Origin of the sequence: Pseudomonas sp. FYR_7, assembly GCF_043106155.1 — a bacterium.
GTDB classification, from domain to species: domain Bacteria; phylum Pseudomonadota; class Gammaproteobacteria; order Pseudomonadales; family Pseudomonadaceae; genus Aquipseudomonas; species Aquipseudomonas parafulva_B.
Genome location: NZ_JBICMI010000023.1, coordinates 27,917 through 52,185 on the forward strand (window position 1 = coordinate 27,917; position 24,269 = coordinate 52,185).

21 protein-coding genes are annotated in these 24,269 nt (G+C 61.2%); 8 read left to right on the forward strand and 13 right to left on the reverse strand.

Translation table 11 applies throughout. From position 1 onward, the window contains the following. Window positions 1-14: 14 nt before the first annotated feature. From ACF8R3_RS06125 to ACF8R3_RS06140, 4 genes are all read right to left on the reverse strand, one after another. Window positions 15-1,163, reverse strand: a complete 1,149-nt coding sequence (locus tag ACF8R3_RS06125) for a M14-type cytosolic carboxypeptidase (protein WP_392515220.1) — start codon at window positions 1,161-1,163, stop codon at window positions 15-17. 84 nt (window positions 1,164-1,247) lie between these two features. Further along, on the reverse strand, window positions 1,248-1,712 hold the full coding sequence (locus ACF8R3_RS06130; protein WP_058637368.1) for a nuclear transport factor 2 family protein: 465 nt from the start codon (window positions 1,710-1,712) through the stop codon (window positions 1,248-1,250). 191 nt (window positions 1,713-1,903) lie between these two features. Beyond that, complete coding sequence (locus ACF8R3_RS06135; protein ID WP_027914639.1) at window positions 1,904-2,398, reverse strand: DUF934 domain-containing protein; 495 nt, start codon at window positions 2,396-2,398, stop codon at window positions 1,904-1,906. Continuing rightward, complete coding sequence (locus ACF8R3_RS06140; protein WP_196185579.1) at window positions 2,382-4,034, reverse strand: nitrite/sulfite reductase; 1,653 nt, start codon at window positions 4,032-4,034, stop codon at window positions 2,382-2,384. The genes ACF8R3_RS06135 and ACF8R3_RS06140 overlap by 17 nt, the downstream gene beginning before the upstream one ends. Window positions 4,035-4,245: 211 nt before the next feature. Here ACF8R3_RS06140 and ACF8R3_RS06145 point away from each other — a divergent pair, with 211 nt between their 5' ends. Next, the gene (locus tag ACF8R3_RS06145) at window positions 4,246-5,328 is read left to right on the forward strand and encodes an ABC transporter substrate-binding protein (protein ID WP_196185578.1); all 1,083 of its coding nucleotides are present in this window, start codon (window positions 4,246-4,248) and stop codon (window positions 5,326-5,328) included. 286 nt (window positions 5,329-5,614) lie between these two features. On the opposite strand, the gene metH is transcribed toward ACF8R3_RS06145, so the two are convergent. Then, window positions 5,615-9,322 carry a methionine synthase gene (gene metH, locus ACF8R3_RS06150; RefSeq protein ID WP_145255314.1) on the reverse strand — a complete coding sequence of 1,236 codons (3,708 nt, stop codon included), beginning with the start codon at window positions 9,320-9,322 and terminating at the stop codon, window positions 5,615-5,617. Between the two features lie 180 nt (window positions 9,323-9,502). On the opposite strand from metH, the gene ACF8R3_RS06155 reads away from it, so the two are divergent. The 5 genes from ACF8R3_RS06155 to ACF8R3_RS06175 all read left to right on the forward strand — a co-directional run bounded on the left by ACF8R3_RS06155 (window position 9,503) and on the right by ACF8R3_RS06175 (window position 14,934). Then, window positions 9,503-11,803 (forward strand): fatty acid cis/trans isomerase, encoded by a 2,301-nt coding sequence (locus tag ACF8R3_RS06155; RefSeq protein WP_326383813.1) that lies wholly within the window; start codon window positions 9,503-9,505, stop codon window positions 11,801-11,803. 108 nt (window positions 11,804-11,911) lie between these two features. Continuing rightward, complete coding sequence (locus tag ACF8R3_RS06160; RefSeq protein WP_196185576.1) at window positions 11,912-12,946, forward strand: acyltransferase; 1,035 nt, start codon at window positions 11,912-11,914, stop codon at window positions 12,944-12,946. A 58-nt stretch (window positions 12,947-13,004) separates the two neighbouring features. Continuing rightward, entirely contained in the window at window positions 13,005-13,589 is a 585-nt protein-coding gene (nfuA, locus tag ACF8R3_RS06165; RefSeq protein ID WP_023536208.1) for a Fe-S biogenesis protein NfuA, read from the forward strand. Window positions 13,590-13,839: 250 nt separating this feature from the next. Continuing rightward, the gene (locus ACF8R3_RS06170; RefSeq protein WP_058637362.1) at window positions 13,840-14,448 is read left to right on the forward strand and encodes an SCO family protein; all 609 of its coding nucleotides are present in this window, start codon (window positions 13,840-13,842) and stop codon (window positions 14,446-14,448) included. Beyond that, entirely contained in the window at window positions 14,449-14,934 is a 486-nt protein-coding gene (locus ACF8R3_RS06175; RefSeq protein ID WP_392515224.1) for a copper chaperone PCu(A)C, read from the forward strand. A 34-nt stretch (window positions 14,935-14,968) separates the two neighbouring features. Here ACF8R3_RS06175 and ACF8R3_RS06180 read toward each other — a convergent pair whose 3' ends face one another. The 8 genes from ACF8R3_RS06180 to ACF8R3_RS06215 form a co-directional block, all read right to left on the reverse strand. Continuing rightward, window positions 14,969-15,196, reverse strand: a complete 228-nt coding sequence (locus ACF8R3_RS06180) for a hypothetical protein (RefSeq protein WP_392515226.1) — start codon at window positions 15,194-15,196, stop codon at window positions 14,969-14,971. A 70-nt stretch (window positions 15,197-15,266) separates the two neighbouring features. After that, window positions 15,267-16,100 carry an AraC family transcriptional regulator gene (locus ACF8R3_RS06185; RefSeq protein WP_058637359.1) on the reverse strand — a complete coding sequence of 278 codons (834 nt, stop codon included), beginning with the start codon at window positions 16,098-16,100 and terminating at the stop codon, window positions 15,267-15,269. Beyond that, on the reverse strand, window positions 16,097-16,411 hold the full coding sequence (locus ACF8R3_RS06190) for an AzlD domain-containing protein (protein ID WP_196126352.1): 315 nt from the start codon (window positions 16,409-16,411) through the stop codon (window positions 16,097-16,099). The genes ACF8R3_RS06185 and ACF8R3_RS06190 overlap by 4 nt, the downstream gene beginning before the upstream one ends. Beyond that, complete coding sequence (locus ACF8R3_RS06195; protein ID WP_058637357.1) at window positions 16,411-17,100, reverse strand: AzlC family ABC transporter permease; 690 nt, start codon at window positions 17,098-17,100, stop codon at window positions 16,411-16,413. The genes ACF8R3_RS06190 and ACF8R3_RS06195 overlap by 1 nt, the downstream gene beginning before the upstream one ends. Before the next feature lie 122 nt (window positions 17,101-17,222). After that, entirely contained in the window at window positions 17,223-17,897 is a 675-nt protein-coding gene (locus ACF8R3_RS06200; protein WP_230375053.1) for a sel1 repeat family protein, read from the reverse strand. A gap of 170 nt (window positions 17,898-18,067) precedes the next feature. Then, a complete protein-coding gene (locus ACF8R3_RS06205; protein WP_392515228.1) occupies window positions 18,068-19,135 on the reverse strand; it encodes a hypothetical protein in 1,068 nt (355 codons plus the stop codon). A 36-nt stretch (window positions 19,136-19,171) separates the two neighbouring features. Beyond that, window positions 19,172-19,801: a LysE family translocator gene (locus tag ACF8R3_RS06210; protein ID WP_058637354.1), complete on the reverse strand. Its 630-nt coding sequence runs from the start codon at window positions 19,799-19,801 to the stop codon at window positions 19,172-19,174. 1 nt (window position 19,802) lies between these two features. Next, complete coding sequence (locus ACF8R3_RS06215) at window positions 19,803-20,591, reverse strand: YqcI/YcgG family protein (RefSeq protein ID WP_196124757.1); 789 nt, start codon at window positions 20,589-20,591, stop codon at window positions 19,803-19,805. 159 nt (window positions 20,592-20,750) lie between these two features. Between ACF8R3_RS06215 and ACF8R3_RS06220 the strand changes: the two genes are divergently transcribed. Both ACF8R3_RS06220 and ACF8R3_RS06225 read left to right on the forward strand, forming a co-directional pair. Beyond that, window positions 20,751-21,671, forward strand: a complete 921-nt coding sequence (locus ACF8R3_RS06220) for a LysR substrate-binding domain-containing protein (protein ID WP_058603856.1) — start codon at window positions 20,751-20,753, stop codon at window positions 21,669-21,671. Between the two features lie 157 nt (window positions 21,672-21,828). Next, window positions 21,829-24,189 carry a DNA polymerase II gene (locus ACF8R3_RS06225; protein WP_078478771.1) on the forward strand — a complete coding sequence of 787 codons (2,361 nt, stop codon included), beginning with the start codon at window positions 21,829-21,831 and terminating at the stop codon, window positions 24,187-24,189. Window positions 24,190-24,269 lie beyond the last annotated feature (80 nt).

The window sequence follows — 24,269 nt, forward strand, 5'->3', positions numbered from 1 at the left end:
GGGCAGGAACAGGCTCAGCGCAGGTCGTCTACCATCGCGGCGAGCGTATCCAATACGGCGCTCGCCAATGCCTTGGAGCGCAGCCCTGACCAGCCCGTGCGCGGGTCGGGGGCATCGTCGTGGTCCTTGAACGGCATCTCCAGGGTCAGTGACAAGCAGTCGTGCGCCATCCCCACGGCGTTGCAGGCCAACGTCGTATTGGCCTTACCTGGCGCGTCACGGGTGTACCCATGGGTGGTCTGGAAGTCTGCCGTCAGGCTCATCAGCGTGTTGCGGAAGGTTTCTTCCAGGTGGGCGAGGCGGGCTGTGTAACCTGGGTTGCCCTCGCAGGCGGCAGTGAATACATGGGGGATTTCTTCATCCCCGTGCACGTCGATGAAGGCGTCCACACCATATTGTTTCATCTGCGCCTGGGCGAAGAACACTTCCGGAGTGAGCTCGACATTGGCGTCCTGCCAGGCGCGGTTAAGGTCCTTGCCGGCGTAATTGGTGCGTAGATGGCCCAGGAAGGCACCATCAGGGTTCATGTTAGGAATCAGGTACAGATCAGCGCGGCTCAGCAGTTGCTGGACAGTGGCGTCGCCAGCCTGCAAACGGTCGATCAGCCCCTCCATGAACCACTCGGCCATGTGCTCACCGGGATGTTGCTGGGCGATGAACCACACCTTGCGCTTGCCCGCTGCACCGTCGCCTGCGCGCAGCAGCGGGATGTCGCGACCCTGGATGCTGCGGCCGCTGGCCAGCAATGTGATGCCGGGGAGGGCGAGCGCACGTTCGATCAGTTGATTGTGGCGTGCACGGGGGTAGGGTTCGAAGTAGGCGAACCAGATCTGCGGTTGCTGCGCCGTGATCTCGAAGCTCAGGGCGGTACCATCGAATTGGCTGGGCACCCGAAACCAGGCCTGCTGGTCGTAAGAGGCCACGGCGTTGTAGCCAGTCCAGGCATTCTTGTAAGACGAGCCAGCAGCGTTGTCGAGGCTGAACCGGTGTTTCTGCCCAGGCGTCAGGCCGCTGACGCGAAAGTGAAACCACTGGTAGTGGCCACTGTGGGTGTCCGGCCGGATGGCGAGGCGGACCTGGGCAGGATTGCTGGCGTCGATGACTTCGATGTTGCCAGAATCGAAGTCGCAATCGATATGCAGCGGTGACAGCGTCACGGTCATGGGCGGGCTCCTTGGCGATGTTGTTGTGCAGCTACTGTACACCGCTTGCAGGCCTCAAAGCGCCCCTGTGCGCCTGGCCGTGGTTCAGAGCCCCAACTGGCTTAGGCCCGGATGATCATCAGGGCGTCGGCCGAGCGGCCAATGGAACTTGCGCTCGCTTTCTGCGATTGGGTGCTCGTTGATGCTCGCGTGCCGGTAGTGCATCAGCCCGTCCGGGGCAAACTCCCAGTTCTCGTTACCATACGCCCGGTGCCATTGGCCGCTGTCATCGCGGTACTCGTAGGCATAGCGCACGGCAATACGGTTTTCGGTGAAGGCCCAAAGCTCCTTGATCAGCCGATAATCAAGCTCGCGGTTCCATTTGCGGGTCAGGAAAGCCTCAACCTCGGCTCGCCCGCGGGGAAACTCGGCGCGATTGCGCCATACGGTATCGGGGGTATAGGCCAGCGACACCTTGGCAGCATCGCGACTGTTCCAGCCGTCCTCGGCCAGACGGACTTTCTCAATGGCGCTGTCGCGGGTGAAAGGTGGCAGCGGTGGACGGGACATTGCTCGACTCCTCGGCATGAATGTGTCCGAAAAGCGTAGCGTGCCTGGGACAAAGCGAGAATCATCACCAGGCAGACTTCATAATTGCGTCGGCGACAACAATGCTGATGTGTGCGGAGTACCGGTGTGGTCGAGTGTGGGGGCTGCCCGTCACGACCGTGGCAGGTGCACGGCCGTGACGAACAACGGGCTCAGCGCCGGCGGAACAAAGGCAGCGGCTGGTCCGTGGCACCCTGGTAGGTGACCGAGAAGTCCTTCAGGCCCTGCAGGGCGTCTTCGGGGTCCTTGTCGGCGCGGATGGCGAATGCATCGAAACCGCAACGGGCCATGAAGAACAGCTGGTCGCGCAGCACATCGCCGATGGCGCGCAACTCACCCTTGTAGCCGTAGCGGTCGCGCAGCAGGCGCGCATTGGAATAGCTGCGCCCGTCGGTGAAGGCAGGGAAATTCAGGGCGATGACCTGGAAGTGTTGGACGTCCTCGCCAATCTCCTCAGCCTCCTGGTCGCTGTCCAGCCAGATGCCCAGGCCACCGTCGCGGGCTTTCAGGGCATGGGCATGGTCGCGCCACATCTGCAGGGGCACGATGTAGTCGTCGCAGTTGGTCAGTTCGTCGAACGAAGTTTCCTTAGGCAGCAGGTGCCAGGTTTCGTCGACGATCTGGTTGTGCTTAATGATTCGCTGCATACACGCGTTCCTTGAAGGGGTCGATGCCGATGCGTTGGTACGTGTCGATGAAACGCTCTTCTTCAGTGCGTTGTTCGACGTAGACGGCGATCAGCTTCTCGATCACATCGGCCATGTCGTCCTGGGCGAACGAGGGGCCCAGGATCTTGCCAAGGCTGGCGTCGCGCGCGGCGTTGCCGCCCAGCGATACCTGGTAGAACTCTTCGCCCTTCTTGTCCACGCCCAGGATGCCGATATGACCGACGTGGTGGTGACCGCACGCATTCATGCAACCGGAAATGTTCAGGTCGATCTCGCCAATGTCGAACAGGTAGTCCAGGTCGTCGAAACGACGCTGGATGGATTCGGCGATGGGGATAGACTTGGCGTTGGCCAATGAGCAGTAGTCACCGCCTGGGCAGCAGATGATATCGGTCAGCAGGCCAATGTTCGGGGTGGCGAATCCGCTCTCGCGGAGCTCCAGCCACAGGGCATGCAGCTGGCGTTGCTCGACGTCGGCCAGGATGATGTTCTGCTCGTGCGAGGTGCGCAGGAAGCCGAAGCTGTAACGTTCTGCCAAGTCGGCTACGGCGTCGAGCTGCTTGTCGGTGAGGTCACCTGGAGCAACGCCGGTGGGTTTGAGCGACAGGGTCACGGCCACGTAACCAGGGCGTTTATGGGCGCGGGTGTTGCGTGAGCGCCAGCGCGCGAACCCTGGCTGTTCGCTGTCCAGGGCGCTGTAGTCGACATCGTCCAGCGCCAGGTACTGCGGGTCGACGAAGTGACGCGACACGCGCTGCACTTCCGCCTCGGTCAGCGTGCTGCTGCCGCCACGCAGGTGGACCATTTCGGCCTCGACCTTTTCGGCGAAGACTTCAGGTGTCAGGGCCTTGACCAGAATCTTGATCCGCGCCTTGTACTTGTTGTCCCGGCGGCCGTAGCGGTTGTAGACGCGCAGGATAGCGTCCAGGTAGCTGATCAGGTCCTGCCAGGGCAGGAACTCATTGATGAACGAACCGACCACCGGCGTGCGGCCCAATCCGCCCCCGACCAGGACGCGGAAACCCAGCTCGCCAGCGTCGTTGCGCACCGGCTCAAGGCCGATGTCGTGCACTTCGATGGCCGCGCGGTCCTGTTTCGAACCGTTGATGGCGATCTTGAACTTGCGCGGCAGGAAGGCGAATTCCGGGTGGAACGTGGTCCACTGACGGACGATCTCGCACCAGGGGCGCGGGTCGATGACTTCATCGGCGGCAACGCCAGCGAACTGATCGGTGGTGGTGTTGCGCAGGCAGTTGCCGCTGGTCTGGATGGCGTGCATCTGCACGGTCGCCAATTCGGCCAGGATGTCGGGGATATCTTCCAGGGACGGCCAGTTGAACTGCACGTTCTGGCGGGTGGAAATGTGCGCGTAGCCCTTGTCGTAATCGCGGGCGATCTTGGCCAGGGTACGCACCTGCCGGGCATTGAGTTGGCCATAAGGAACGGCGACACGCAGCATCGGCGCGAATCGTTGAATGTATAGGCCGTTCTGCAGGCGCAGCGGGCGGAATTCTTCCTCGCTCAGCTCACCGGCCAGGTAGCGGCGGGTCTGATCACGGAACTGCTTGACGCGGTCCTCGATGATCCGCTGATCGTATTCGTCATATACGTACATAAAAGTCCTGTCTCAGGCATGCAGCTATTCGCGCGCACGGCCGCGCACTCCGGTTCGGAGCCGGGGCACCATAGCAGGTTGTATTTATGCGCAAAAGTGATGTTTTTGCATATGAAAAGAACCAAACGGACTATGTGAGACTGACTGCCATTTATGCGCCAGTTCTGACCCGAGGGGTATAATCCTGGGTTTGCTTCAGAGACGTCAGCCTATGCTCAAGGCCCTGTACCGCTGCCTTTGCCTGTGCTTCGCCCTGCCATTGAGCGCAAGTGCGCAGCCGGTGTCAGTGGTTTTCCTCAACCCGGGCTCGCCAGACGAGACATTCTGGACCAGCTACAGCCGGTTCATGCAGTCCGCCGCTGACGAACTGGGCATGGACTTGCGTGTGGAGTATGGCGAGCGCCGGACCGATCTTGCCCTGAGCCAGGCCCGGGCGGCCCTCGATGGGCCCAGGCGACCTGATTACCTGGTACTGGTAAACGAGCAGTACATCGCCCCTGAGATCATGCGCCTGTCGCAAGGGACGGGGGTCAAGCTGTTGCTGGTCAACAACGGCTTGACGCCTAGCCAGGCGCGGGCTGTCAGCGCTCGGCCTGACAAATTCGCGCAGCCGTTGGGTTCTTTGACCACCAATGACGAACAAGCCGGTTTCCAGATGTTGCGTGAAATGATCGCGCAATTGCCTGCCACCAGTGGCCCAGTGGATTTGGTCGCGTTCTCAGGCGTGAAAACTACGCCTGCCTCGCAGCGCCGGGAAGAAGGCATGCGCCGCGCCTTGGCCGACTTCCCCCAGGTGCGCTTGCGGCAGGTGGTGTACGGCGGGTGGAGCCGGCAGCGCGCCTACGAGCAGGCGCGGTTTCTGCTCGAACGCTACCCACAGACACGGCTTGTATGGTCGGCCAACGACGAGATGGCCTTTGGGGCCATGCAGGCGTTCGAGGAAGCGGGGCTCAAGCCAGGCAAGGATGTCATGTTCAGTGCGGTGAACAGCTCGGGGGAGGCGTTGCGTGCGCGTCTGGATGGGCGCTTGAGTGTACTGATGGGCGGGCATTTCAGCCTTGGGGGCTGGGCCATGGTCATGCTGTATGACGATGCCCACGGCCTGCCGTTCGGGCGCGACGGCCTGCGCAATTACAGCCTGCCTGTGCTGCAGAGCATCGACCAGGCCAAGGCCGGGCAATGGCTTAAACGACTGGAGTTGGCCGACCACGGCGTGGACTTCAAGGCGTACAGCGCGATAGAGCGCACGGCTGGCTATCAGTACCCGTTCCTGACGTCACCGGTCGAATACTGAAAAGCCCTGCTTGAGCAAAGGTCTTTGCTGGTCTTAACTGCCGATTGTGCGGTGCATTCCCATAATCACTACAAGAGGCAATGCCATGACCAATCCAACGAAGTTGCGCAAGCCCAGCCATGGCGTCGATACCTGGGCAATCCTGTGCCTGGTCGCGCTGGTCGTCATCACGGCGGTGTATTGGGGCACTCACCCCTAATCCTGCTCACCGATCACATGGCGCATCAACACTGACGCGCCTTGTTTCCAGCTGCGCCCCACGGGAACCGCTGGATGCGGGTGTGCCTTAGCTGTCATACCCAAGGTTTGGCGCCAGCCAGCGCTCGCTGACACTTATTGGTTGACCTTTGCGGGTGCTGTAGCACTCGATCTGATCCTTGTCCACCTTGCCCACTGCAAAGTACTGCGCCTGCGGGTGGGCGAAATACCAGCCGCTGACAGCCGCGGCCGGGAACATGGCGTAATGCTCGGTCAGGAAGACGCCGCTTGGGCCGGTTTCGCCGATGGCGCTGCCGTCGAGCAGGCGGAACAGGGTTTCTTTCTCGGTGTGGTCGGGGCATGCCGGGTAGCCCGGCGCTGGACGGATGCCACGGTACTGCTCCTTGATCAGCGCTTCGTTGTCCAGCTGCTCCTCCCGGGCATACCCCCAGTAATCCTTGCGCACCTGCTCATGCAACCATTCGGCGCAGGCCTCGGCCAGGCGATCGGCCAGGGCCTTGACCATGATCGAGCTGTAGTCGTCGCCTTTGTCCTGGTACGCCTTGGCGACTTCTTCGGCCCCGATACCGGCCGTGGTGATGAACCCGCCCACGTAGTCGGTCACACCGCTGGCTTTGGGGGCCACGAAGTCGGCCAGCGACCAGTTGGGCTTGCCGTCGGGCTTGATGGTTTGCTGGCGCAGGTGGTGCAAGGTCGCCAGCGCAGCGCCGTCTTCGCCGTACACCTCGATGTCGTCATCGGCCACCTGGTTGGCGGGCCAGAAGCCAAACACTGCGCGAGCACTGATGAGTTTTTCGTCGATCAGTTTGTCGAGCATCTCGCGGGCGTCCGCATACAGGGCAGTCGCCGCCTCGCCAACGACTTCGTCCGTGAGAATTCGCGGGAACTTGCCCGCCAGATCCCAGGAAATGAAGAACGGCGTCCAGTCGATGTATTGGGCCAGGGTGCGCAGGTCGATGTCATGCAGGACCTTGGTACCAGTGAAGGAGGGTACGGCTGGCTGGTAACCGGCCCAGTCGTACTGGGGTTTGGCCGCCACTGCCTGGGCGTAGGTGAGGCGCTCGGTCCGGGCGCTGCGGTTGGCCGTGCGCGCGCGTACCTCTTCGTAGTCCTGGCGTGTGCTTTCGACGAAACCCGCCTTGAGCTCCTTGGACAGCAATTGCGTCGCCACGCCGACGGCGCGAGACGCATCGGTGACGTAGATCACGGCGTCATTGCTGTACTTGGGCTCGATCTTCACGGCCGTATGGGCCTTGGAAGTGGTGGCACCGCCAATCATCAACGGCAGCTCGAAACCCTGGCGCTGCATCTCGCGCGCCACATGCACCATCTCGTCCAGCGACGGTGTGATCAGGCCCGACAGGCCAATGATGTCGCATTTCTCGTCCCGAGCCGTCTGCAGGATCTTCTCGGCGGGCACCATCACCCCCAGGTCGACGATGTCGTAGCCGTTGCAGCCGAGCACCACGCCGACGATGTTCTTGCCGATGTCGTGCACATCGCCTTTGACCGTCGCCATCAGGATCTTGCCCTTGGCCTCGGGCTTGTCGCCTTTTTCGGCTTCGATGAACGGAATCAAGTGCGCAACGGCTTGCTTCATCACCCGGGCCGACTTGACCACTTGGGGCAGGAACATCTTGCCGGCGCCGAACAGGTCGCCGACCACGTTCATGCCGCTCATCAAGGGGCCTTCGATGACCTCGATCGGCCGCGCACATTGCTGGCGGCACGCCTCGGTGTCCTCGACGATGAACGCCGTGATGCCCTTGACCAGCGCATGCTCCAGGCGCTTTTCCACCGGCAGCGAGCGCCACTGCTCGTTCTCGACTTCCCGCGTGGCACCGCCGCCTTTGTAGTCGTCGGCAATGGCCAGCAGCGCATCGGTGCCCTGGGGCGTGCGGTTGAGCACCACATCCTCGACCTTTTCCCGCAACGGCGCTGGGATCTGGTCGTAGATTTCCAACTGCCCGGCATTGACGATGCCCATGGTCAGGCCGTTGGCGATGGCGTGGTAGAGGAACACCGAGTGAATCGCCTCGCGTACCGGGTTATTGCCCCGGAACGAGAACGACACGTTGGACACCCCACCCGAGGTCAAGGCGTGCGGCAGGTGGTCGCGGATATAGGCGCAGGCCTCGATGAAATCCACGGCATAGTTGTTGTGTTCCTCGATGCCGGTGGCGACAGCGAAGATATTCGGGTCGAAGATGATGTCTTCTGCGGGGAAGCCCACCTCGTTGACCAGAATGTCGTAGCTGCGCTTGCAGATTTCCTGCTTGCGCGCGGCAGTGTCGGCCTGGCCAACCTCGTCGAAGGCCATGACCACCACGGCTGCGCCATAGCGCTTGCACAAGCGGGCATGGTGCTTGAACTGCTCAACGCCTTCTTTCATGGAAATGGAGTTGACGATGCCTTTGCCCTGGATGCACTTGAGGCCAGCCTCGATCACCTCCCACTTCGAAGAGTCGATCATGATCGGCACGCGCGAGATGTCCGGCTCGCCGGCGATCAGGTTGAGGAAACGGACCATGGCCGCCTGGGAGTCGAGCATCCCTTCGTCCATGTTGATGTCGATGACCTGGGCGCCGGCCTCTACCTGCTGCAGCGCCACTTCCAGGGCCTCGGTGTAGTTTTCCTCGCGAATCAGCCGCGCGAACCTGGCCGAGCCGGTGATGTTGGTGCGCTCACCGACGTTGACGAACAACGACTGGCGATCGATGGTGAAGGGCTCCAGGCCCGAGAGGCGGCACGCCTTGGCGATCTCCGGGATTGGCCGTGGCGGGTACTTGGCCACGGCCTCGGCGATTGCCTGAATATGCCCAGGGGTGGTGCCACAGCAACCGCCAATGATGTTCAAGAAGCCACTGGCGGCGAACTCCTCGACCACGGCCGCCATTTCCGCCGGGGTTTCGTCGTACTCACCGAAGGCATTGGGCAAGCCCGCATTGGGGTGGGCCGAAACGTGAGTATCGGCCTTGCTCGACAACTCTTCCAGGTAAGGGCGCAAGTCCTTGGCGCCTAATGCGCAGTTCAGGCCGACGGATATAGGCTTGGCGTGCCGGACCGAGTTCCAGAAGGCTTCGGTGGTCTGCCCGGACAATGTGCGGCCGGAGGCATCGGTGATGGTGCCGGAAATCATGATCGGCAGCTCGATGCCGTCGTCCTCGAACACCTGCTGCACGGCGAAGATCGCCGCCTTGGCATTGAGGGTGTCGAAGATGGTTTCGATCAGGATCAGGTCGGCACCGCCCTCGATCAGCCCGCGGGTGGCCTCGATGTAGTTTTCCACCAGCGCGTCGAACGTGACGTTGCGGTAGCCCGGGTCGTTCACATCGGGAGATATCGAGCAGGTGCGGCTGGTCGGGCCGAGCACGCCCGCCACGAAGCGCGGCTTGTCGGGTGTTTCCAGCGTCTTGGCATCGGCCACTTGGCGGGCGATGCGCGCCCCTTGCACGTTCAATTCATACACCAGCGATTCCATGCCATAGTCGGCCTGGGAGATCTGGGTGGCGTTGAAGGTGTTGGTCTCGAGGATATCGGCGCCCGCGTCCAGGTAAGCCTTCTCGATGGCCGCGATGATATCTGGACGACTCAGCAGCAGCAGGTCATTGTTACCTTTGACGTCGCTTGGCCAATCGGCAAAGCGCGTGCCACGATAGTCGGCTTCCTCCAACCGGTAGCTTTGAATCATGGTGCCCATGCCGCCATCGAGAATCAGGATGCGCTCTTTAAGTGCTTGTTGAAGGGCGTGAAGACGAGCGCTGCGGTCGGACATATGAACTACCTGGACGGGCGGAAATCAGAAAGTGCTGAATCATAACAAAGCTGCACGGTTTTTAGGGGTGCGCTCGGTTTCCATGAAATATGTTCATGTTGCCTGGGTCTTACTCAGCTATTAATACAAACACAGCCCATGCTTATTGCGTTGGCTGCACATAATCAGGACATCTCGCACATGGTGCATCGTATGCTTGCCGGCTTTGTCGCTCTCTTACTCAGTAGCGCGGCGTTCGGGCAAGGTCTTCAAGCAAGTCCAGCCATCTCCTACACCCGTGATGTCCAGCCGATCTTCACCGAAAAATGCGTCGCCTGCCACGCCTGCAACGACGCTGCCTGCCAGCTGAAGCTGGAGGCAGCCGAAGGCGCCGTGCGCGGCGCCAGCAAGGTGCCCGTTTACCAGGGCGAGCGCAGCAAGGCCGTGGCGCCCACCCGGTTGTTCTATGACGCTCATGGCGAGGCCGAGTGGCGCAAGAAGGGCTTCTATTCGGTGCTCGACAACCAGGGCAGCCAAGCCGCTTTGATGGCGCGCATGCTCGAACTGGGGCACAAGACGCCGCTCACCCCGAATGCCAAGGTACCGGATGAGATTGCACTAGGCCTGAACCGCAACAATATGTGCCCGTTGCCCCACGAGTTCGACGCCTACGCCGGTGCGCATCCCAAAGAAGGCATGCCGCTGGCCGTCACCGGCCTGACGGACCAGGAATACGCGACACTGCGTGGCTGGCTGGCGGCGGGTGCGCCAGTCGAGTACCAGGCGATCAAGCCCAGTGCCAGCGAAGCCCGTCAGATCGCCGAATGGGAAGCGCTGCTCAATCGTCCAGGAGCTTCAGAAGCCTTGGTGGGGCGTTGGTTGTACGAGCATCTGTTCCTCGCCCACATCCACTTTACCGGGGGTGAGCAGGGGCACTTTTTCCAATGGGTGCGCTCGCGCACGCCCAGCGGGCAGCCTGCCGATATCATCGCCACGCGCAGGCCCAATGATCCGCCCGGAACAGAGTTCTTCTATCGCCTGATTCCCATCCAGGGCGTGATCGTGCACAAGACACACATCACATACCCCCTCGGTCCGCAAAAACTCAAGCGGGTCAAACAGCTCTTCTACGCCGGCGATTGGCAGGTGACCACGCTGCCAGGCTACGGCCCTCGTCACCGCGCCAACCCTTTTGAAACCTTCGAGGCGATCCCGGCGGTGGCACGCTACCAATTCATGCTCGACAACGCCGAGTACTTCGTACGCACCTTCATACGCGGGCCGGTGTGCCGTGGGCAGATTGCCACGGACGTGATCCGCGACAACTTCTGGGCGCTGTTCCAGGAGCCTGCCTTCGACCGCTACGTCACCGATGCCCGTTACCGTGGCAAGGCCACGCCCTTGCTCGCCATGCCGGGTCAGAACGACGATGTGGGCAGTGTGCTCGCACTGTGGCGTGCCTATCGCGACAAGCGCAACGAGTACGAGAAACTGCGCCGTGAGGCCTATGCCGACATGCCGGCCCCGGGCTGGTCGACCTTGTGGACAGGCAACGACAACGCGTTGCTGAGCATCTTCCGTCACTTCGACAGCGCTACAGTGACCAAGGGCCTGGTGGGGGATGTGCCCCTGACGATGTGGTTGTTCGACTACCCCTTGCTCGAGCGCACCTACTACCAGCTGGCGGTCAACTTCGACGTCTTCGGCAACCTGTCGCACCAGTTGCAGACGCGCCTGTACTTCGACCTGATCCGCAACGGCGCCGAGGTCAACTTCCTGCGCCTGATGCCGGCCGAGGCGCGCCAAAGCATCCTGAGCGACTGGTATCAGGACAGCGGCAAGATAAAGATGTGGCTCGACTACGAAAACATCGACGCCGATACCCCAAGCGGCCTTGCCCTTAGCTCACACGACCCCAAACGCGACTTCGGGTTGCAGCTGATCGCGCGGACCGCCAGCATCAATGCTTCACCCGACCCGATCAACCGCTGCCAGGGGGCGTACTGTTCGCGGCCGCAGTTAACTGAAGAGTTCCGCAATGCAGAGCAGTCCCTCAGCCGGCTGGTTTCGCGTCCGGCCGCAGGGTTGAAAGTGATCAATCAATTGCCCGAGGCGACGCTGCTGCGCATCGAAGGGCAGGGTGGGCAGCGGCAGGTCTATACCTTGATGCGCAACCGGGCGCACAGCAACGTGGCATTCCTGTTGGGCGAGGCTTATCGTTACCAGCCGGGCCTCGATACCCTGACCTTGCAGCCCGGGGTCATGACCAGCTACCCCAACTTCATGTTCAACGTGCCAGCCGCCGAAGTAGCGGTTTTCGTCGACCTGATGAGTCAGGCCAAGGATGATACCGCTCGCTTCGAGCGCATCGTCGAGCGATGGGGTATACGCCGAACCCACCCGCAATTCTGGCGTTATTTCCATGACCTGAGTGCGTTCATACTGGAAACCGACCCGGTGGAGGCCGGCGTGCTGGACATGAACCGCTACGAAAACCTCTGATCGGGGCGCGCTGACCTTTCGCGCCCTCCTGCGGTCCCAAGCCATGAGTGGCACCGGCAGCTGCGCTGCAGCCGGTGCCTGAATGCACCGGCAAACGCAGGGTACTTCATGCTGTATTCGCTTCAGGCACTTCGTGCTTTCGCCGCCTGGGTGGTCGTATGCCACCACTTCATGCAGGTTTTTTTCGACTTTCACGCGTCCGGGCCTGTCGGTCAATTGTTCACTGATCGGGGTGCGGTCGGCGTGGATATCTTCTTCGTCATCAGCGGGTTGGTCATCTACCTTTCGACCTGCGACAAGCAGGTTGTCCCGCATCAGTTTCTGCTAAACCGAGTGCTGCGTATCGTGCCGGCCTACTGGTTCTACTCGGCCTTGATGGCCTTGATGCTGCTGGCCTTCAGTCAATGGATGCCGCATCAGGTGTTCACCTGGCAGCACCTATTGCGTTCACTCTTTTTCATACCGGCAGAGAACCCAGGTGGCTACGGTATGTACCCCACCCTGAACGTCGGCTGGACCTTGAACTTCGAGATGATGTTCTACCTGCTGTTCGGGATGGCGTTTCTCGTTGGCCGGCGCCTGCACTTGCTGGTGGTGGCCGGGCTGTTGGTAGTGGTGAGCGAGGTCCTGGGGCGCCTGGGCGTGGTCAGTCATTTCTACAACAATGACATCGTCTATGAATTCCTGCTCGGCATCGGTATCGGGGTGCTGCATCGCCGTGGTCTGATCCGTCAGGGTGTCTGGGTCCCGCTGGGGCTTCTGGCAGTGGCCGCGCTGGCCATTTATCAGCTAGACGCCTCTCAACGGCTGCTGCATTGGGGCCTGCCCAGCGCAATGGTCGTCCTGGCCTTCATCGCCATGGAGCCGCTGTTCACTGGCAATCGCGTACTCAAGGCGCTGGGCGACTGCTCGTATTCGGTGTACCTGATCCATGTGCTGGTCCTGCACCTGGGCTGGTTTGCCAGCCAGCAACAGGGGCTGGACCCGTACCTGACATTCGCCGTCTGCGTGCCTTGCATCGCACTGCTGTCGTGGCTCAGTTACCAGTGGATCGAGCGCGGCCTGTACCGTTACATGCAGGCCTGGATGCAAGCACCGAGCGTGCAGGCGCAGCCGTATGTGCTTTCCCGAGTCAAATACTAGGACTTTGTTAGAGGGCTGCGTTGGCGTACACTGGCGTACAAGTCTGTGAGGAACCTACATGAGCGCTATAACCATTACCGACGCCGCCCATGACTACCTGGCTGATCTGCTGTCCAAGCAGAACACGCCGGGTATCGGCATTCGTATCTTCATCACCCAGCCGGGTACCCAGTACGCCGAGACGTGCATCGCCTATTGCAAGCCGGGTGAAGAGAAGCCTGATGACACTGCTGTGGGCCTCAAAAGCTTCACTGCCTACCTCGACGCTGTCAGCGTGCCGTTCCTGGAAGATGCGCTGGTGGACTATGCCACCGACCGCATGGGTGGCCAGTTGACCATCAAGGCGCCTAACGCCAAGGTGCCGATGGTCAATGAAGACAGCCCCATCAACGAACGCATCAACTACTATCTGCAGACCGAAATCAACCCTGGCCTGGCCAGTCATGGCGGTCAGGTGAGCCTGGTGGATGTCGTCGACGAGGGCATCGCTGTCCTGCAATTTGGCGGCGGCTGCCAAGGTTGCGGTCAGGCGGACGTCACCCTCAAGGAAGGCATCGAGCGGACACTCCTCGAGCGCATTCCTGAGCTCAAGGGTGTGCGTGATGTGACGGACCATAGCCAGAAAGAAAACGCCTACTACTAAGGCATCAGGGGTTGCACCGAGCTGGAATCTGGCTTGGCGCTGGCCCTGGAAGGCGACGTGCCGCACTGCACTAGCAACAAACTGTTACGTTTGCAAGCCCTGCGACAATCGGCCGCTGCCCGTAATCAGCGGCCTGCAGGGGTTAATCGCCGCCAGTGGGTAGAAGGTACTTGGGGGGCATGCCAGAATGCGCCGGTTTTCTGCCCGGCCCGCCCCGAGGGTCGGCACCTTCCCTGTAAAGGATGGTTTCATGAATGATCTTCTGACCCGGCGTGCAGTCGTCGCCGGCATGGGCGTTCTTGGGCTTGGCCTGCTGGCAGGTTGCAGTCCGGCGCGTGGGCTCGAGTTCAAGTATGGCAAGAACATGAGCAACGAAATCCTTGGGCGCAAGTTCTCGCTGCGCGATCCCCAAGGCAACGTCCGTACCCTCTCAAGCTTCTACGGCAGCATGCCGATGGTCTTCTTCGGCTTCACCCAGTGCCCGGCCATCTGCCCGACCACACTGGCACGAGCCGCCCAGATCCGCAAACTGCTGCGCGGTCGAGACCGTGATCTGTTCCAGGTGGTATTCATTACCCTCGATCCAGAACGCGATACGCCGCAAGTGCTCGATGCCTACGTCAAGGCGTTCGACCCGACCTTCGTCGCGCTCACCGGTACGCCTGCAGAAATCGACGCCGTGGCCAGGGAGTTCAAGGTGTTCTACGAAAAAGTCCCGGCCGGTGACACCTATACCATTTCACATTCGTCCACCAGCTACGTTTACGACACCCGTGGCACCCTGCGGCTGAGCCTCGGGCATTCCCTCACAGCCAAGGAATGTGCCGAAGACCTGGTTACCCTGATGGAGATCTGCTGAATGTCATTGCAATCCGTTAAGCGCGGCCTGGCTGCGTTGGTCCTGCTGGGCCTCACTGGGCCGGTAATGGCCCAGACCATAGTCAGCGAGGCGTGGGTGCGCGCCAGCGTGCCTCACCAGCAGTCGACCGGTGCCTTCATGACCATTACCGCCAGTAGCGACAGCAAGCTGGTCAGTGTCGCCTCGCCTGTGGCCAAGACTGTACAAGTGCATGAAATGAACATGAACGGGGACGTCATGGGCATGCGTGAGGTCAAGGCTGTCGCGCTGCCGGCCGGTAAGCCTGTCACCCTGGACCCCAATGGCCTGCACGTGATGCTGATGGGCTTGAACGATCAGGTGAAGGAAGGCCAGCAGGTTCCGCTGACGCTGACGGTAGAAACCGCCGATGGCACCGCCGAGACTGTGGCCGTGCAAGCTCAGGTACGCGCGCTCACTGCGCAGGCGCAAGGTGAGCATGAACATATGCACATGAGCCACCCGTAACACCTGGCGGGGCTGCCTTGCGGCCCCAGCTGGTTCAACTGCGAAACTTCGGCAGTGGCCTGTCCAGCGTCAATGACGTCAGCGCACGCCGCACACGTGCTTCGTCAGCTTCCAAGGCCTTCAGGCTTGCCCGTATCTTGCCGGCCGCCGGCAGGTCGCCATGGCGATCGATCCAGTCGGCAATCGCCTTGCAAGCAGTGCTAAGGCACGCTTGCCGCTGGTTCATCAGTGACAGAAGGGTGGTGATCTCTCGTTCGGACATGACGGCTCCTCCTTTCAGCCTTTTGAGTGTAGCAGCGCCATGGCCAAACGCCTGCGCCGCATTGACGCGCTCACGCGGCGAAGCAGGCCAGCCGGTAGGCCCCCGGGGTGATGCCATAGGCTTGCTTGAACTGTCTGTTCAGATGGCTCTGGTCGGCAAAGCCCAGGCTGAACGCCACTGTCGCAGGCGGCTGCCCCTCCTTGAGCAGCTCCCTGGCCCTTACAAGGCGTCGCTGCTTGAGCCAGGCGTGAGGGGGCATGCCCGTTGCCTGGCGAAACACCCGTGCGAAGTGAAACGGCGACAGGTTGACGGCAGCCGCCAGTAACTCCAGCGACGGCGGGTCAGCCAAGTGGGTTTCCAGCAACTCTCTTGCGCGTGCAACAGCGCGAGGCTCGCGACCAGGGGCAGACAGATCGGCCAGGCGTCCGTGGCGTTGAACCAGCGCCAACACCGCCTGGCGCCATACGGTTTGCTGTTGCAGTGCGCTGGCGCTGCTTTCGGACAGCTGATGCAGTTGGCTGAAGGCGCTGGCAAGGCCAGCATCATGGATCACGCTATCGCGAAAGCGCGGCATCCCCCCATGGCCCAGTTCCAATTCATCCAGCACACCGGTAACGCGCTCATGTTCAGGGTAGAACCCGCGATAACGCCACCCGGCCTCGTGGGCCTTGGCACCGGTATGCAGTTCGTCCGGATTGATCAGGACCATGCTGCCAACCGGTGCAAGATGCTCGCTGCCCCGGTGCCAGAAACGCTGGGCACCGGATTCGATCACGGTGAACACATAGCCTTCATGCACGTGTGGTGCAAACCGTTGTTGCACATACTGGGCGTGCAGCATTTCCACATCGCCCAGCGCCGGTGCCTGCCATAGATGCGTTTGCTCACGGGTAGTGGTGTTCATGAAAGGACGCTTCGCAGGACGAAGAAAATCAACATGCTCAACAGCATGCTCAGCATCACGCTACGGGTCAACCACACCAGTGCGGCAGCCACCACCGCCCCCAGCAGGTACGGGTTGAGCGGTTGCAGGTTAAGCGTATGCCCTGGCAAGAAGATGATAGAGCCGCAGATGGCCGTGAGCATACCTGGCACCGCAAAGCCCAGGAATTGACGCGCATGGGCGCTCAGGCGCAACGGTAGGCGCGGTTCGAGAAAAGCATAGCGATTGAGGAACACCACTATGCCCATGCCGATGATGAGCAGCCAGGTCATCAAACGGTCCTCCGAAGTTTCTGGCATGCGAAGCCGGTGCTCATCCCAAGCAGGCCGGCGCTGACCAAGGCCGTTTCCCACTGCCAATGGCTGAGCAGTACTGAAGCGGCCAGTGAAACGGCGACGCACGCGAGCGTAGGCAGATTACGTACCAGGGGCGTGATCAAGGCGACGAAAGTGGCGACGATGGAGAAGTCCAGGCCTAGCTGATCAAGGTGTGGAATGCTTTGCCCCAGCACGATTCCGACCCACGTGAACAGATTCCATGCAACGTAGAATGTGAAGCCTAGACCTAAGGCATACCAGCGATTGAAATGCTGGTGGTCGTGCCGACTGGTCAGGGCAAAGAACTCATCGGTCAGCAGAAATCCAAGCCCCAGGCGCCAGTGCAGTGGCAAGGGGGAGAGCGCTGGGCGCATCGACAGCCCGTAAAGCAGGTGCTGTGAGGTGAGTAACAAGGTTGTCAGCAGTATGGAGGCCAGGCTGGCACCGCTTTTGAGCATGCCGATGGCCACCAGCTGCGCAGCGCCGGCAAAGACGATCGCCGAGAGCCCCTGGCTTTCCCAGGCGCTGAGGTTGGCTTCGATGGCCATGGAGCCGGCCAGCAGGCCCCAGGGCGCGACGGCAAGCGACAGCGGCATGATGGCGATGGCGCCCTGCAAAAAGGCGTGACGTGCGATGGACGGCATAGGAAGCGGGCATGTGGACAAGGCAGGCCAGCATGCCAAGCCACCACAGGTGATGGCTTGAACGTTCTTGCTCTGTTGTCACCCATTTGGTGCGCCGCGCTGAGGCCCCCGGCGGCCGGGGGTCAAGGCCGGCTGGTCAAATGCTGCTGCGCCGTTACACAGCCATTGGTCTCTACCGCTTTTTGCAGCAATGAGTGGCGATGTTGCGGATCCAGATCACCCAGCAGGCGGTAGACCTCGGCCTGATAATCGCGCTGTCGCCCCCATAGCATCTCAAGGCCCTGGGGCTGGCTGCGGCTGCAGGCCATGCGGGTGGCAGGCTGGGGATAGTAGGGCGCATAGAGGGTTGCCATGCTCGGTACGGCCTCCAGTGCGGCGCGGTACTGGGCACTGGCGTTGTAAGGTGGGCACCAGGTGGCAATGGCTGGTGCCGACGGCGCAAACCCTTGGTCGAGGCTTGCCTGGAGCAGAGGGCAGGCGGCGTCGGGTATCTGCGCGGCAGGCAAGTAAGTCATGTAGTAAAGCGCCAGACGGTACTGCGCGACTGGGTGGCCGAGTGCGACCGATTTCTTGAGCAGTGCCACCGCAGTCGGCAACGTGTGGGCCATGGCCTGCCCCTGGCGCCGCAGCTCTGGGTCGCTATCCAGGGCTGTGCGCAAGACGCTTTCGTCCTCTTGAGTATCTGCCTGTTCCAGAAGAGGCAGTGCCTGGCGGTAGAGCAGATCGGCATGGGGGTCGATGGACACTTCCAGTGCGTGCCCCGCCGTAGGCAGCAGCGCGGCCAGCATCAGCGCCATCTGCGGCAAGCGACTCACAGGCTCGCCTCGCCAGTTGCCAGGCAAGGATGGACGGCTTCTCTATTCATGACAGTCAAGCGTACGCCTCAGGCAATCGGAACGACGGACTATTCTATCCATGCAACAGGGCCGTCCGAAAGACCACCCGACGATTGTCAATCAGTAGAGCACTATAGAGTGCTCGCGGACAGTGGTTTTTCCCGGGCAAGGCCGAGCTTGGCCGTGATCACGTTGGCCAGCGCGGTCTGCCCCATGTCGTTGAGGTGCAAGCGGTCGATGAACAGGTCCGAACCGAAGGCTGGCGAGCTGTCGAGCATGCAGTTCATATCGAAGCAGGGCACCGGTGCGGCTTGTTCGCGAATGCGGCGAAAGAATGCCGCATGCACCTTGCGATCGAAAACGCCTTCGAGCAAGCGGTCGATGTTCCCTGGCGTTTGCTGAAGTGCGCTGAGCATGAACTGCTCACCCGCTGGCAGGGTATCGCGACACCAGTGCACCAGGGGTTGAAGGATGAAGGTGAGGGTAGTGTGAGCGCTGCCTAGCAGTCGATCCCATTGCTGCACTGAGCGAGCAATATGGTCGGCTGCCTGGGCGGTGCGTTTTTCTGCTGGGGAAAGTGCCTCGAAGGGCCGACGTGGCCGAGGCGCGGCGGCCGGAGGTGCCAGCACCTGGCTCAGCCGCTGCCAGAGGCTCAGGCCAGGCTGTGGTGCTGCCTGGGCTTGCTCTGAACCGGCCAGCGACGTTTGCCAGTCATTGATCTGCTGAGGCTCATGTGAGCAGGCGCTGATGTCCCAAAGCGCTTCGTGTGCCAGGCTGTTGAGTCCGCTGAGTATGACCACATGTCCCAGCGGTGCCAGGCGGTGCTCATGAGTGAGGAACATCAAAAGTTCCTGGCTCGCATCCAGCCCGCAGCCGGCCAGGCTCAGCCAGAGTTCTCCGGTCAGCGCCGACAGCTGCGAGGCCACGGTGTATTCATCGGAACTGGCGCCGATGCCCATCGCCACCGAGCCTCCGACCAGCAGATTGATCCGCGCGGTGTTGTCGCGTTCAGCCACCGAAAACCGCCGGCCGTTGAAATGGCTGTAGCGAAGGCCCAAGGCGTCGGTGTTGACGACGGCCGAGCTGAACCCGGTTTCGTGCACCCGAACGCGTTGGGTGGCGCACTGGGTGGCCTGGGCAAGCAGCTGTTGGTACTCAAGCTGCAAAGGCGCAAGTCCTTGGCGACTGGGAGTGGACATCGGGTCTCCTGGCAAGACAGCGCCTCAGGCAAGGGGCTAGGCGGTAAGCTCCTTGAGGTTGTACAAAAGCCCGCCGATGGCGATCAACAGCAATGCCACGCCGGACGCAAGGCTGATGAATCGTTGGCTGCGCGCTGACGCGATCTTGCCGATGGCAAAGATATAAAGACTCAGCACGGCGAAGTCGATCACGATCCAGAGCAGTGAAAGCACGACCATGCTTTTGCCGAACGACTCGGTGATCTGGATGAACTGCGGGAAGAAGGCGATGAAGAAAATGATGTCCTTGGGGTTGGAGATCCCCACCATGAAGCCTTGCCACAGCCCCCCGCGGCTCACGGGTTTGGCGCTTTCGGGCCGTTGGTCTGGCTGCGGGCTTGCGAGCGCCTCCCTGAGCGTGCCGACGGCGATATAGCCGATGAACAGGCAACCCAACAGGCTCATGGCACTAAGCCACGCCCTGTCGATGGCCGCGCTGGTGAGGATGATCCACGCCGCTGCGCCGATCAGTACCAGCGAGGCCCAGTTGGTGCCCAAGGCCGTGAAAATGGCCTTGCGTGAGCCAGAAGCGGCTGCGGTATTGACGATCAATGCCACGACCGGACCTGGAGTGGCGATCAGCAGCAGGACGGTAAGGGCGTAGGAGGCAGTCAGGGCGGTATTCACGTCAGTTCTCGATCATGTTGTCGGGGGTGGCAGGCACTGCGGTCCGGGCATGGAAAGGGCAGCGTGCCGGGTTCAACGAACCGGTTTCCTGTAATTGATATTGCGTCCACTCAAAGTTATCCGCTTCACCGAAGAAGCCGAGGCTGTCAGGCATTACCCCGTCGTTGTAGTGGCCGACCCGCTGGCGAATGCGCTCGCGGATGCGCTGGCCGCTCGTGGTGGCGACATTGGCCACTTCGTCGAAGTTCTCGCGCGGATTGATGACGAATGTGATGTGTTTGCCCAGGTTGCGGCTTTTCATCTGCTGGTGGCCCGGGAAATTCATGTTGATGAACAGCGGCATGCCGGCAAAGCAGAACGACCAGCCGCTGTTTGCGGGGTCGGCCGGCACTGTCTGGGGCCAGGGGTTGGGATCTCGTGCGTGAACGCCTTGCAGCACCTTCCAGGCAAGTGCCTGCTGTTGCGCGAGCGGCATGTCGGTCACTGTTTCTAGAAACGCCACCAACGGGTGGCCGATGCGAAGCTTAGGCGCAATCGGATCCATCAACCCGACATAGCTGGCCAGCCCTTGAGCGATGTCATCAGCCAGTTGTTCAGCGCTGGCGAAAAGAACGTAGCAAGTTTGCGCATTGACCGCCTTGCGCCCGAACAGGCAGGGGAAATCCGGATTGGCAACGGTATGGCGAAAGTGTTGCAGTGCAGCGGTTGTCCAGTGTGGTTCGATGCACGCATGTTCGAGGGTCTGCTCAAACGCATCCAGGCGATAGCATTGTCCATATCCCGTAAACATGGTTTCCCCAAACTTTTAATTGATGAACGATCTACGCAGTTTCAGGCAGGATCTAGGTTATGTATGTTTTTTTAATGCATTTTCTAGAACTATCAGCAGGTTGTAAAACGCGTGAAACTATGACCTACTATTAGTCTTGCTAATAGTCAGGAGGCGTCAATGTCGGAAAGGATTCAGGCCTTGCATGCACTGCGTGCGTTCGAGGTCGCATCCCGCTATGGTTCGTTCACCAAGGCGGCGGAAGAGCTTGCACTGACCCAAGGCGCAGTCAGCCACCATATCAAGACCCTCGAGGGCATGTTCGGCTGCGATTTGTTCGAACGGCGAGGGCCCAAGTTGAGCCTGACCGAGCACGGACGCCTGCTCTCTCAAGAGCTCAAGGTCGGTTTCAAGATCATCGAAAACGCTTGCGCGCTGCTGCGCCAGGATCGCTACGGCCTGCGTTTGAAGGCGCCTTCAACGCTCACCGTGCGCTGGTTGCTAAGGGCACTGGACGGTTTCAAGAAACACGAAGACACCTGCACTGTGCAGCTCTCGAGCGTGTGGATGGATATCGACAGCGTCGACTTCTATTCTGAGCCCTACGATTGCGCCATCTTGCTGGCCAACGGCCGTTTCGCGGCCGATGTGGAGAGCTTCAGGCTGTTCGACGAGTGGCTCATTCCCGTCTGCCACCCCGACTACATGGGACAGGCGCAACCTGCGCTGTCGGACCTGAACCGTTGTGAATTGCTGCATCCCTCGCCTGATCGGCGCGACTGGCGGCGCTGGTTGGCGCGCATGGATGCCCTCGATGTCAGCATCGACCAGGGCCAGGTGTTCGACACGCTCGATCAAGGTATCTCTGCCGCTCAGCAGGGCCTGGGCATCTCCGTGGTCGATCTGGTGTTGGCCAGTGCCGACCTGGCAGCCGGGCGCCTGGTCACGCCGTTCAAACAGGCCGTGGCAACTGGGGATGGCTACTACATGACCTGGCTGAAAAACAGCCCCAAGGCCCGTCAGATGCAAAAATTGCGAGATTTTCTCCTCGGTCAGGTGCCTCCCTTGGTGCTCAAGGACATCAACTACCTGTACAGCTGAGCCCGCTGTACCGCACACGGCAAGCGCAGCCACTTCACCGACGGTGGGCGCCGTGGGTTTGGATGCCGGAGCATCTTGTCGTCTCACAGGCCAGGCCCGGTGCGCCGGGGGCCACCCGTTACACTTGTCATCATCAACGAATGCAGAGGGCGCGGCAGTGGATTTGCAGCAGGGCTTCGTCCTGACCCGGCACTGGTACGACACGCAGGCAGGCACGTGCGTGGAGCTGTGGTTGGCCACCGATCAGGGCCCTCGGCAAGTGAGACTGGCGCCCCAGGTCAACGTGGCGTTCGTCCCGCAGGCGCAACAAGCGCACGCGCAGCTGCTGCTGGCCGACGAGCCAGATGCAGAGCTGCGCCCGCTTGGGTTGAAGACGTTCGATCAACGCCCAGTGGTAGGGCTGTACTGCCGGCACTACCGGCAGCTGTTGCAGCTGGAACAACGGCTGCGTACCGCAGGTATCGACGTCTACGAGGCCGATGTCAGGCCACCGGAGCGCTACCTGATGGAGCGCTTCATTACAGCCCCTGTGCAGTTCGCTGGACGCCTGGACGAGCGGGGCGTGCTCTGCGATGCCCAGCTCAAGCCGCACGGCAGCTACCGTCCCTCGCTGCGCCTGGTGTCGCTGGACATCGAAACTACCGAGCGGGGAGAGTTGTACAGCATTGCCCTGGAAGGCTGCGGACAGCGCCAGGTGTACATGCTTGGCCCAGCCAACGGCGACGCCAGTGAGGTTGACTTCGACCTGCACTACTGCGCCGATCGCAGTGCGTTGCTGCACTGCCTGAACCACTGGATAGCGCGCCACGACCCGGACGCGATCATCGGCTGGAACGTGGTGCAGTTCGATCTGCGCCTGCTGCATGAACACGGCAAAAAGCTACAAGTGGCCATGGACCTGGGCAGGGGCGGGGCGCCCATGACTCTGCGCGCGTCAGGTAGCGGTGGCCATGTCTTCATCGATGTGCCCGGCAGGTTAGTGATCGACGGCGTCGAAGCGCTGCGCTCGGCAACGTGGAGTTTTCCATCGTTCAGCCTTGAGAATGTTGCGCAAACCCTCTTGGGTGACGGCAAGGCCATCAGCACTCCTTACCAGCGCATGGATGAAATCAATCGCATGTTCGCCGAGGACAAGCCTGCGCTGGCCCGCTACAACCTCAAGGACTGTGAACTGGTCACACGCATCTTTGCCCACACCCGGTTGCTGGAGTTTCTGCTTGAGCGTGCTTCGGTCACGGGCCTGGCGGCAGACCGCAGCGGTGGCTCGGTGGCTGCCTTCTGCCACTTGTATATGCCGCACATGCACCGCCAGGGCTACGTCGCGCCCAACCTGGGCAGCCGCCCCGAAGAAGCCAGCCCCGGCGGGTTCGTCATGGATTCCCGACCTGGGCTATACGATTCGGTGCTGGTGCTGGACTACAAGAGCCTGTACCCCTCGATCATCCGCACATTTCTGATTGACCCTGTCGGCCTCGCCGAAGGGCTGCAACAGCCAGATGACGCGCGTTCGGTCGAGGGTTTCAGAGGGGCGCGTTTCTCCCGCACACGTCACTGTCTACCGGCGATCGTCGAACGTGTGTGGCGCGCCAGGGAACAAGCCAAGCAGGATTGCAATGCGCCATTGTCACAGGCGCTGAAAATCATCATGAATGCCTTCTACGGTGTATTAGGCTCAAGCGGCTGCCGATTTTTCGACGCGCGTCTGGCCTCCTCGATCACGTTGCGCGGGCACCAGATCATGCGCCAGACCCGCGCGCTGGTCGAAGCCCGCGGGTATGACGTGATCTACGGCGATACGGACTCGACGTTCGTTTGGCTCAAGACCGGCCACGATGAAGCGGCGGCTGCGCAGATTGGCAATGCACTGGTGAGCGAGGTAAATCGGTGGTGGCGCGAGCACCTGCGCCAGACGCTTGGTCTGGAGAGCGCGCTTGAGCTGCAGTTCGAAACCCATTACCGACGTTTTCTCATGCCCACCATACGCGGCACCGAGGAAGGCAGCAAAAAGCGCTATGCCGGCCTCGTCCAGCGTGCCGATGGCACCGAAGACATGGTCTACAAAGGGCTGGAATCGGTACGCACCGATTGGTCGCCGCTGGCCAGAACCTTCCAGCAGCAGCTCTACCGGCGAATTTTTCGCGGTGAGCCTTACCGCGAATACGTACGCGAGTACGTCAGTCAGATGCTTGGCGGGAAGCACGACGCTTCGCTTGTGTACCGCAAACGCCTGCGCCGCCCGTTGGCTGAGTATCAGCGCAACGTGCCACCGCACGTACGGGCCGCACGGCTTGCCGATGACTACAACCGGCAACTGGGTCGCTCGCTCCAGTACCAGCGGGGGGGCTGGATCAGCTACCTCATGACCACCGCCGGGCCCCAGCCGCTGGAGAACCGTCGTGCCCCCATCGACTATGACCATTATCTTTCGCGCCAGCTGCAGCCGGTCGCCGATGCGATTCTTCCCTTTGTGGGTGACAGCTTTTCTGCGTTGATCGATGACCAGATGCTGCTGTTTTAACCCTGAGGTAGTACCCCGTCGCCACGGGTTTGTTCTTAGGTCTCGCTAACCTCCCGTGCACAATCATTTCACGGGATTAA

Coding starts and splice junctions, on each gene's coding strand:
- metH (WP_145255314.1), bottom strand. CDS start 9,322: ATGTCCGACCGCAGCGCTCGTCTTCACGCCCTTCAACAAGCACTTAAA.
- ACF8R3_RS06200 (WP_230375053.1), bottom strand. CDS start 17,897: ATGGCGCTGATGCTGGCCGCGCTGCTGCCTACGGCGGGGCACGCACTG.
- ACF8R3_RS06140 (WP_196185579.1), bottom strand. CDS start 4,034: ATGTACGTATATGACGAATACGATCAGCGGATCATCGAGGACCGCGTC.
- ACF8R3_RS06205 (WP_392515228.1), bottom strand. CDS start 19,135: ATGTCCACTCCCAGTCGCCAAGGACTTGCGCCTTTGCAGCTTGAGTAC.
- ACF8R3_RS06130 (WP_058637368.1), bottom strand. CDS start 1,712: ATGTCCCGTCCACCGCTGCCACCTTTCACCCGCGACAGCGCCATTGAG.
- ACF8R3_RS06195 (WP_058637357.1), bottom strand. CDS start 17,100: ATGCCGTCCATCGCACGTCACGCCTTTTTGCAGGGCGCCATCGCCATC.
- ACF8R3_RS06190 (WP_196126352.1), bottom strand. CDS start 16,411: ATGACCTGGCTGCTCATCATCGGCATGGGCATAGTGGTGTTCCTCAAT.
- ACF8R3_RS06175 (WP_392515224.1), top strand. CDS start 14,449: ATGTCATTGCAATCCGTTAAGCGCGGCCTGGCTGCGTTGGTCCTGCTG.
- ACF8R3_RS06155 (WP_326383813.1), top strand. CDS start 9,503: ATGGTGCATCGTATGCTTGCCGGCTTTGTCGCTCTCTTACTCAGTAGC.
- ACF8R3_RS06160 (WP_196185576.1), top strand. CDS start 11,912: ATGCTGTATTCGCTTCAGGCACTTCGTGCTTTCGCCGCCTGGGTGGTC.
- nfuA (WP_023536208.1), top strand. CDS start 13,005: ATGAGCGCTATAACCATTACCGACGCCGCCCATGACTACCTGGCTGAT.
- ACF8R3_RS06170 (WP_058637362.1), top strand. CDS start 13,840: ATGAATGATCTTCTGACCCGGCGTGCAGTCGTCGCCGGCATGGGCGTT.
- ACF8R3_RS06135 (WP_027914639.1), bottom strand. CDS start 2,398: ATGCAGCGAATCATTAAGCACAACCAGATCGTCGACGAAACCTGGCAC.
- ACF8R3_RS06145 (WP_196185578.1), top strand. CDS start 4,246: ATGCTCAAGGCCCTGTACCGCTGCCTTTGCCTGTGCTTCGCCCTGCCA.
- ACF8R3_RS06215 (WP_196124757.1), bottom strand. CDS start 20,591: ATGTTTACGGGATATGGACAATGCTATCGCCTGGATGCGTTTGAGCAG.
- ACF8R3_RS06180 (WP_392515226.1), bottom strand. CDS start 15,196: ATGTCCGAACGAGAGATCACCACCCTTCTGTCACTGATGAACCAGCGG.
- ACF8R3_RS06125 (WP_392515220.1), bottom strand. CDS start 1,163: ATGACCGTGACGCTGTCACCGCTGCATATCGATTGCGACTTCGATTCT.
- ACF8R3_RS06185 (WP_058637359.1), bottom strand. CDS start 16,100: ATGAACACCACTACCCGTGAGCAAACGCATCTATGGCAGGCACCGGCG.
- ACF8R3_RS06220 (WP_058603856.1), top strand. CDS start 20,751: ATGTCGGAAAGGATTCAGGCCTTGCATGCACTGCGTGCGTTCGAGGTC.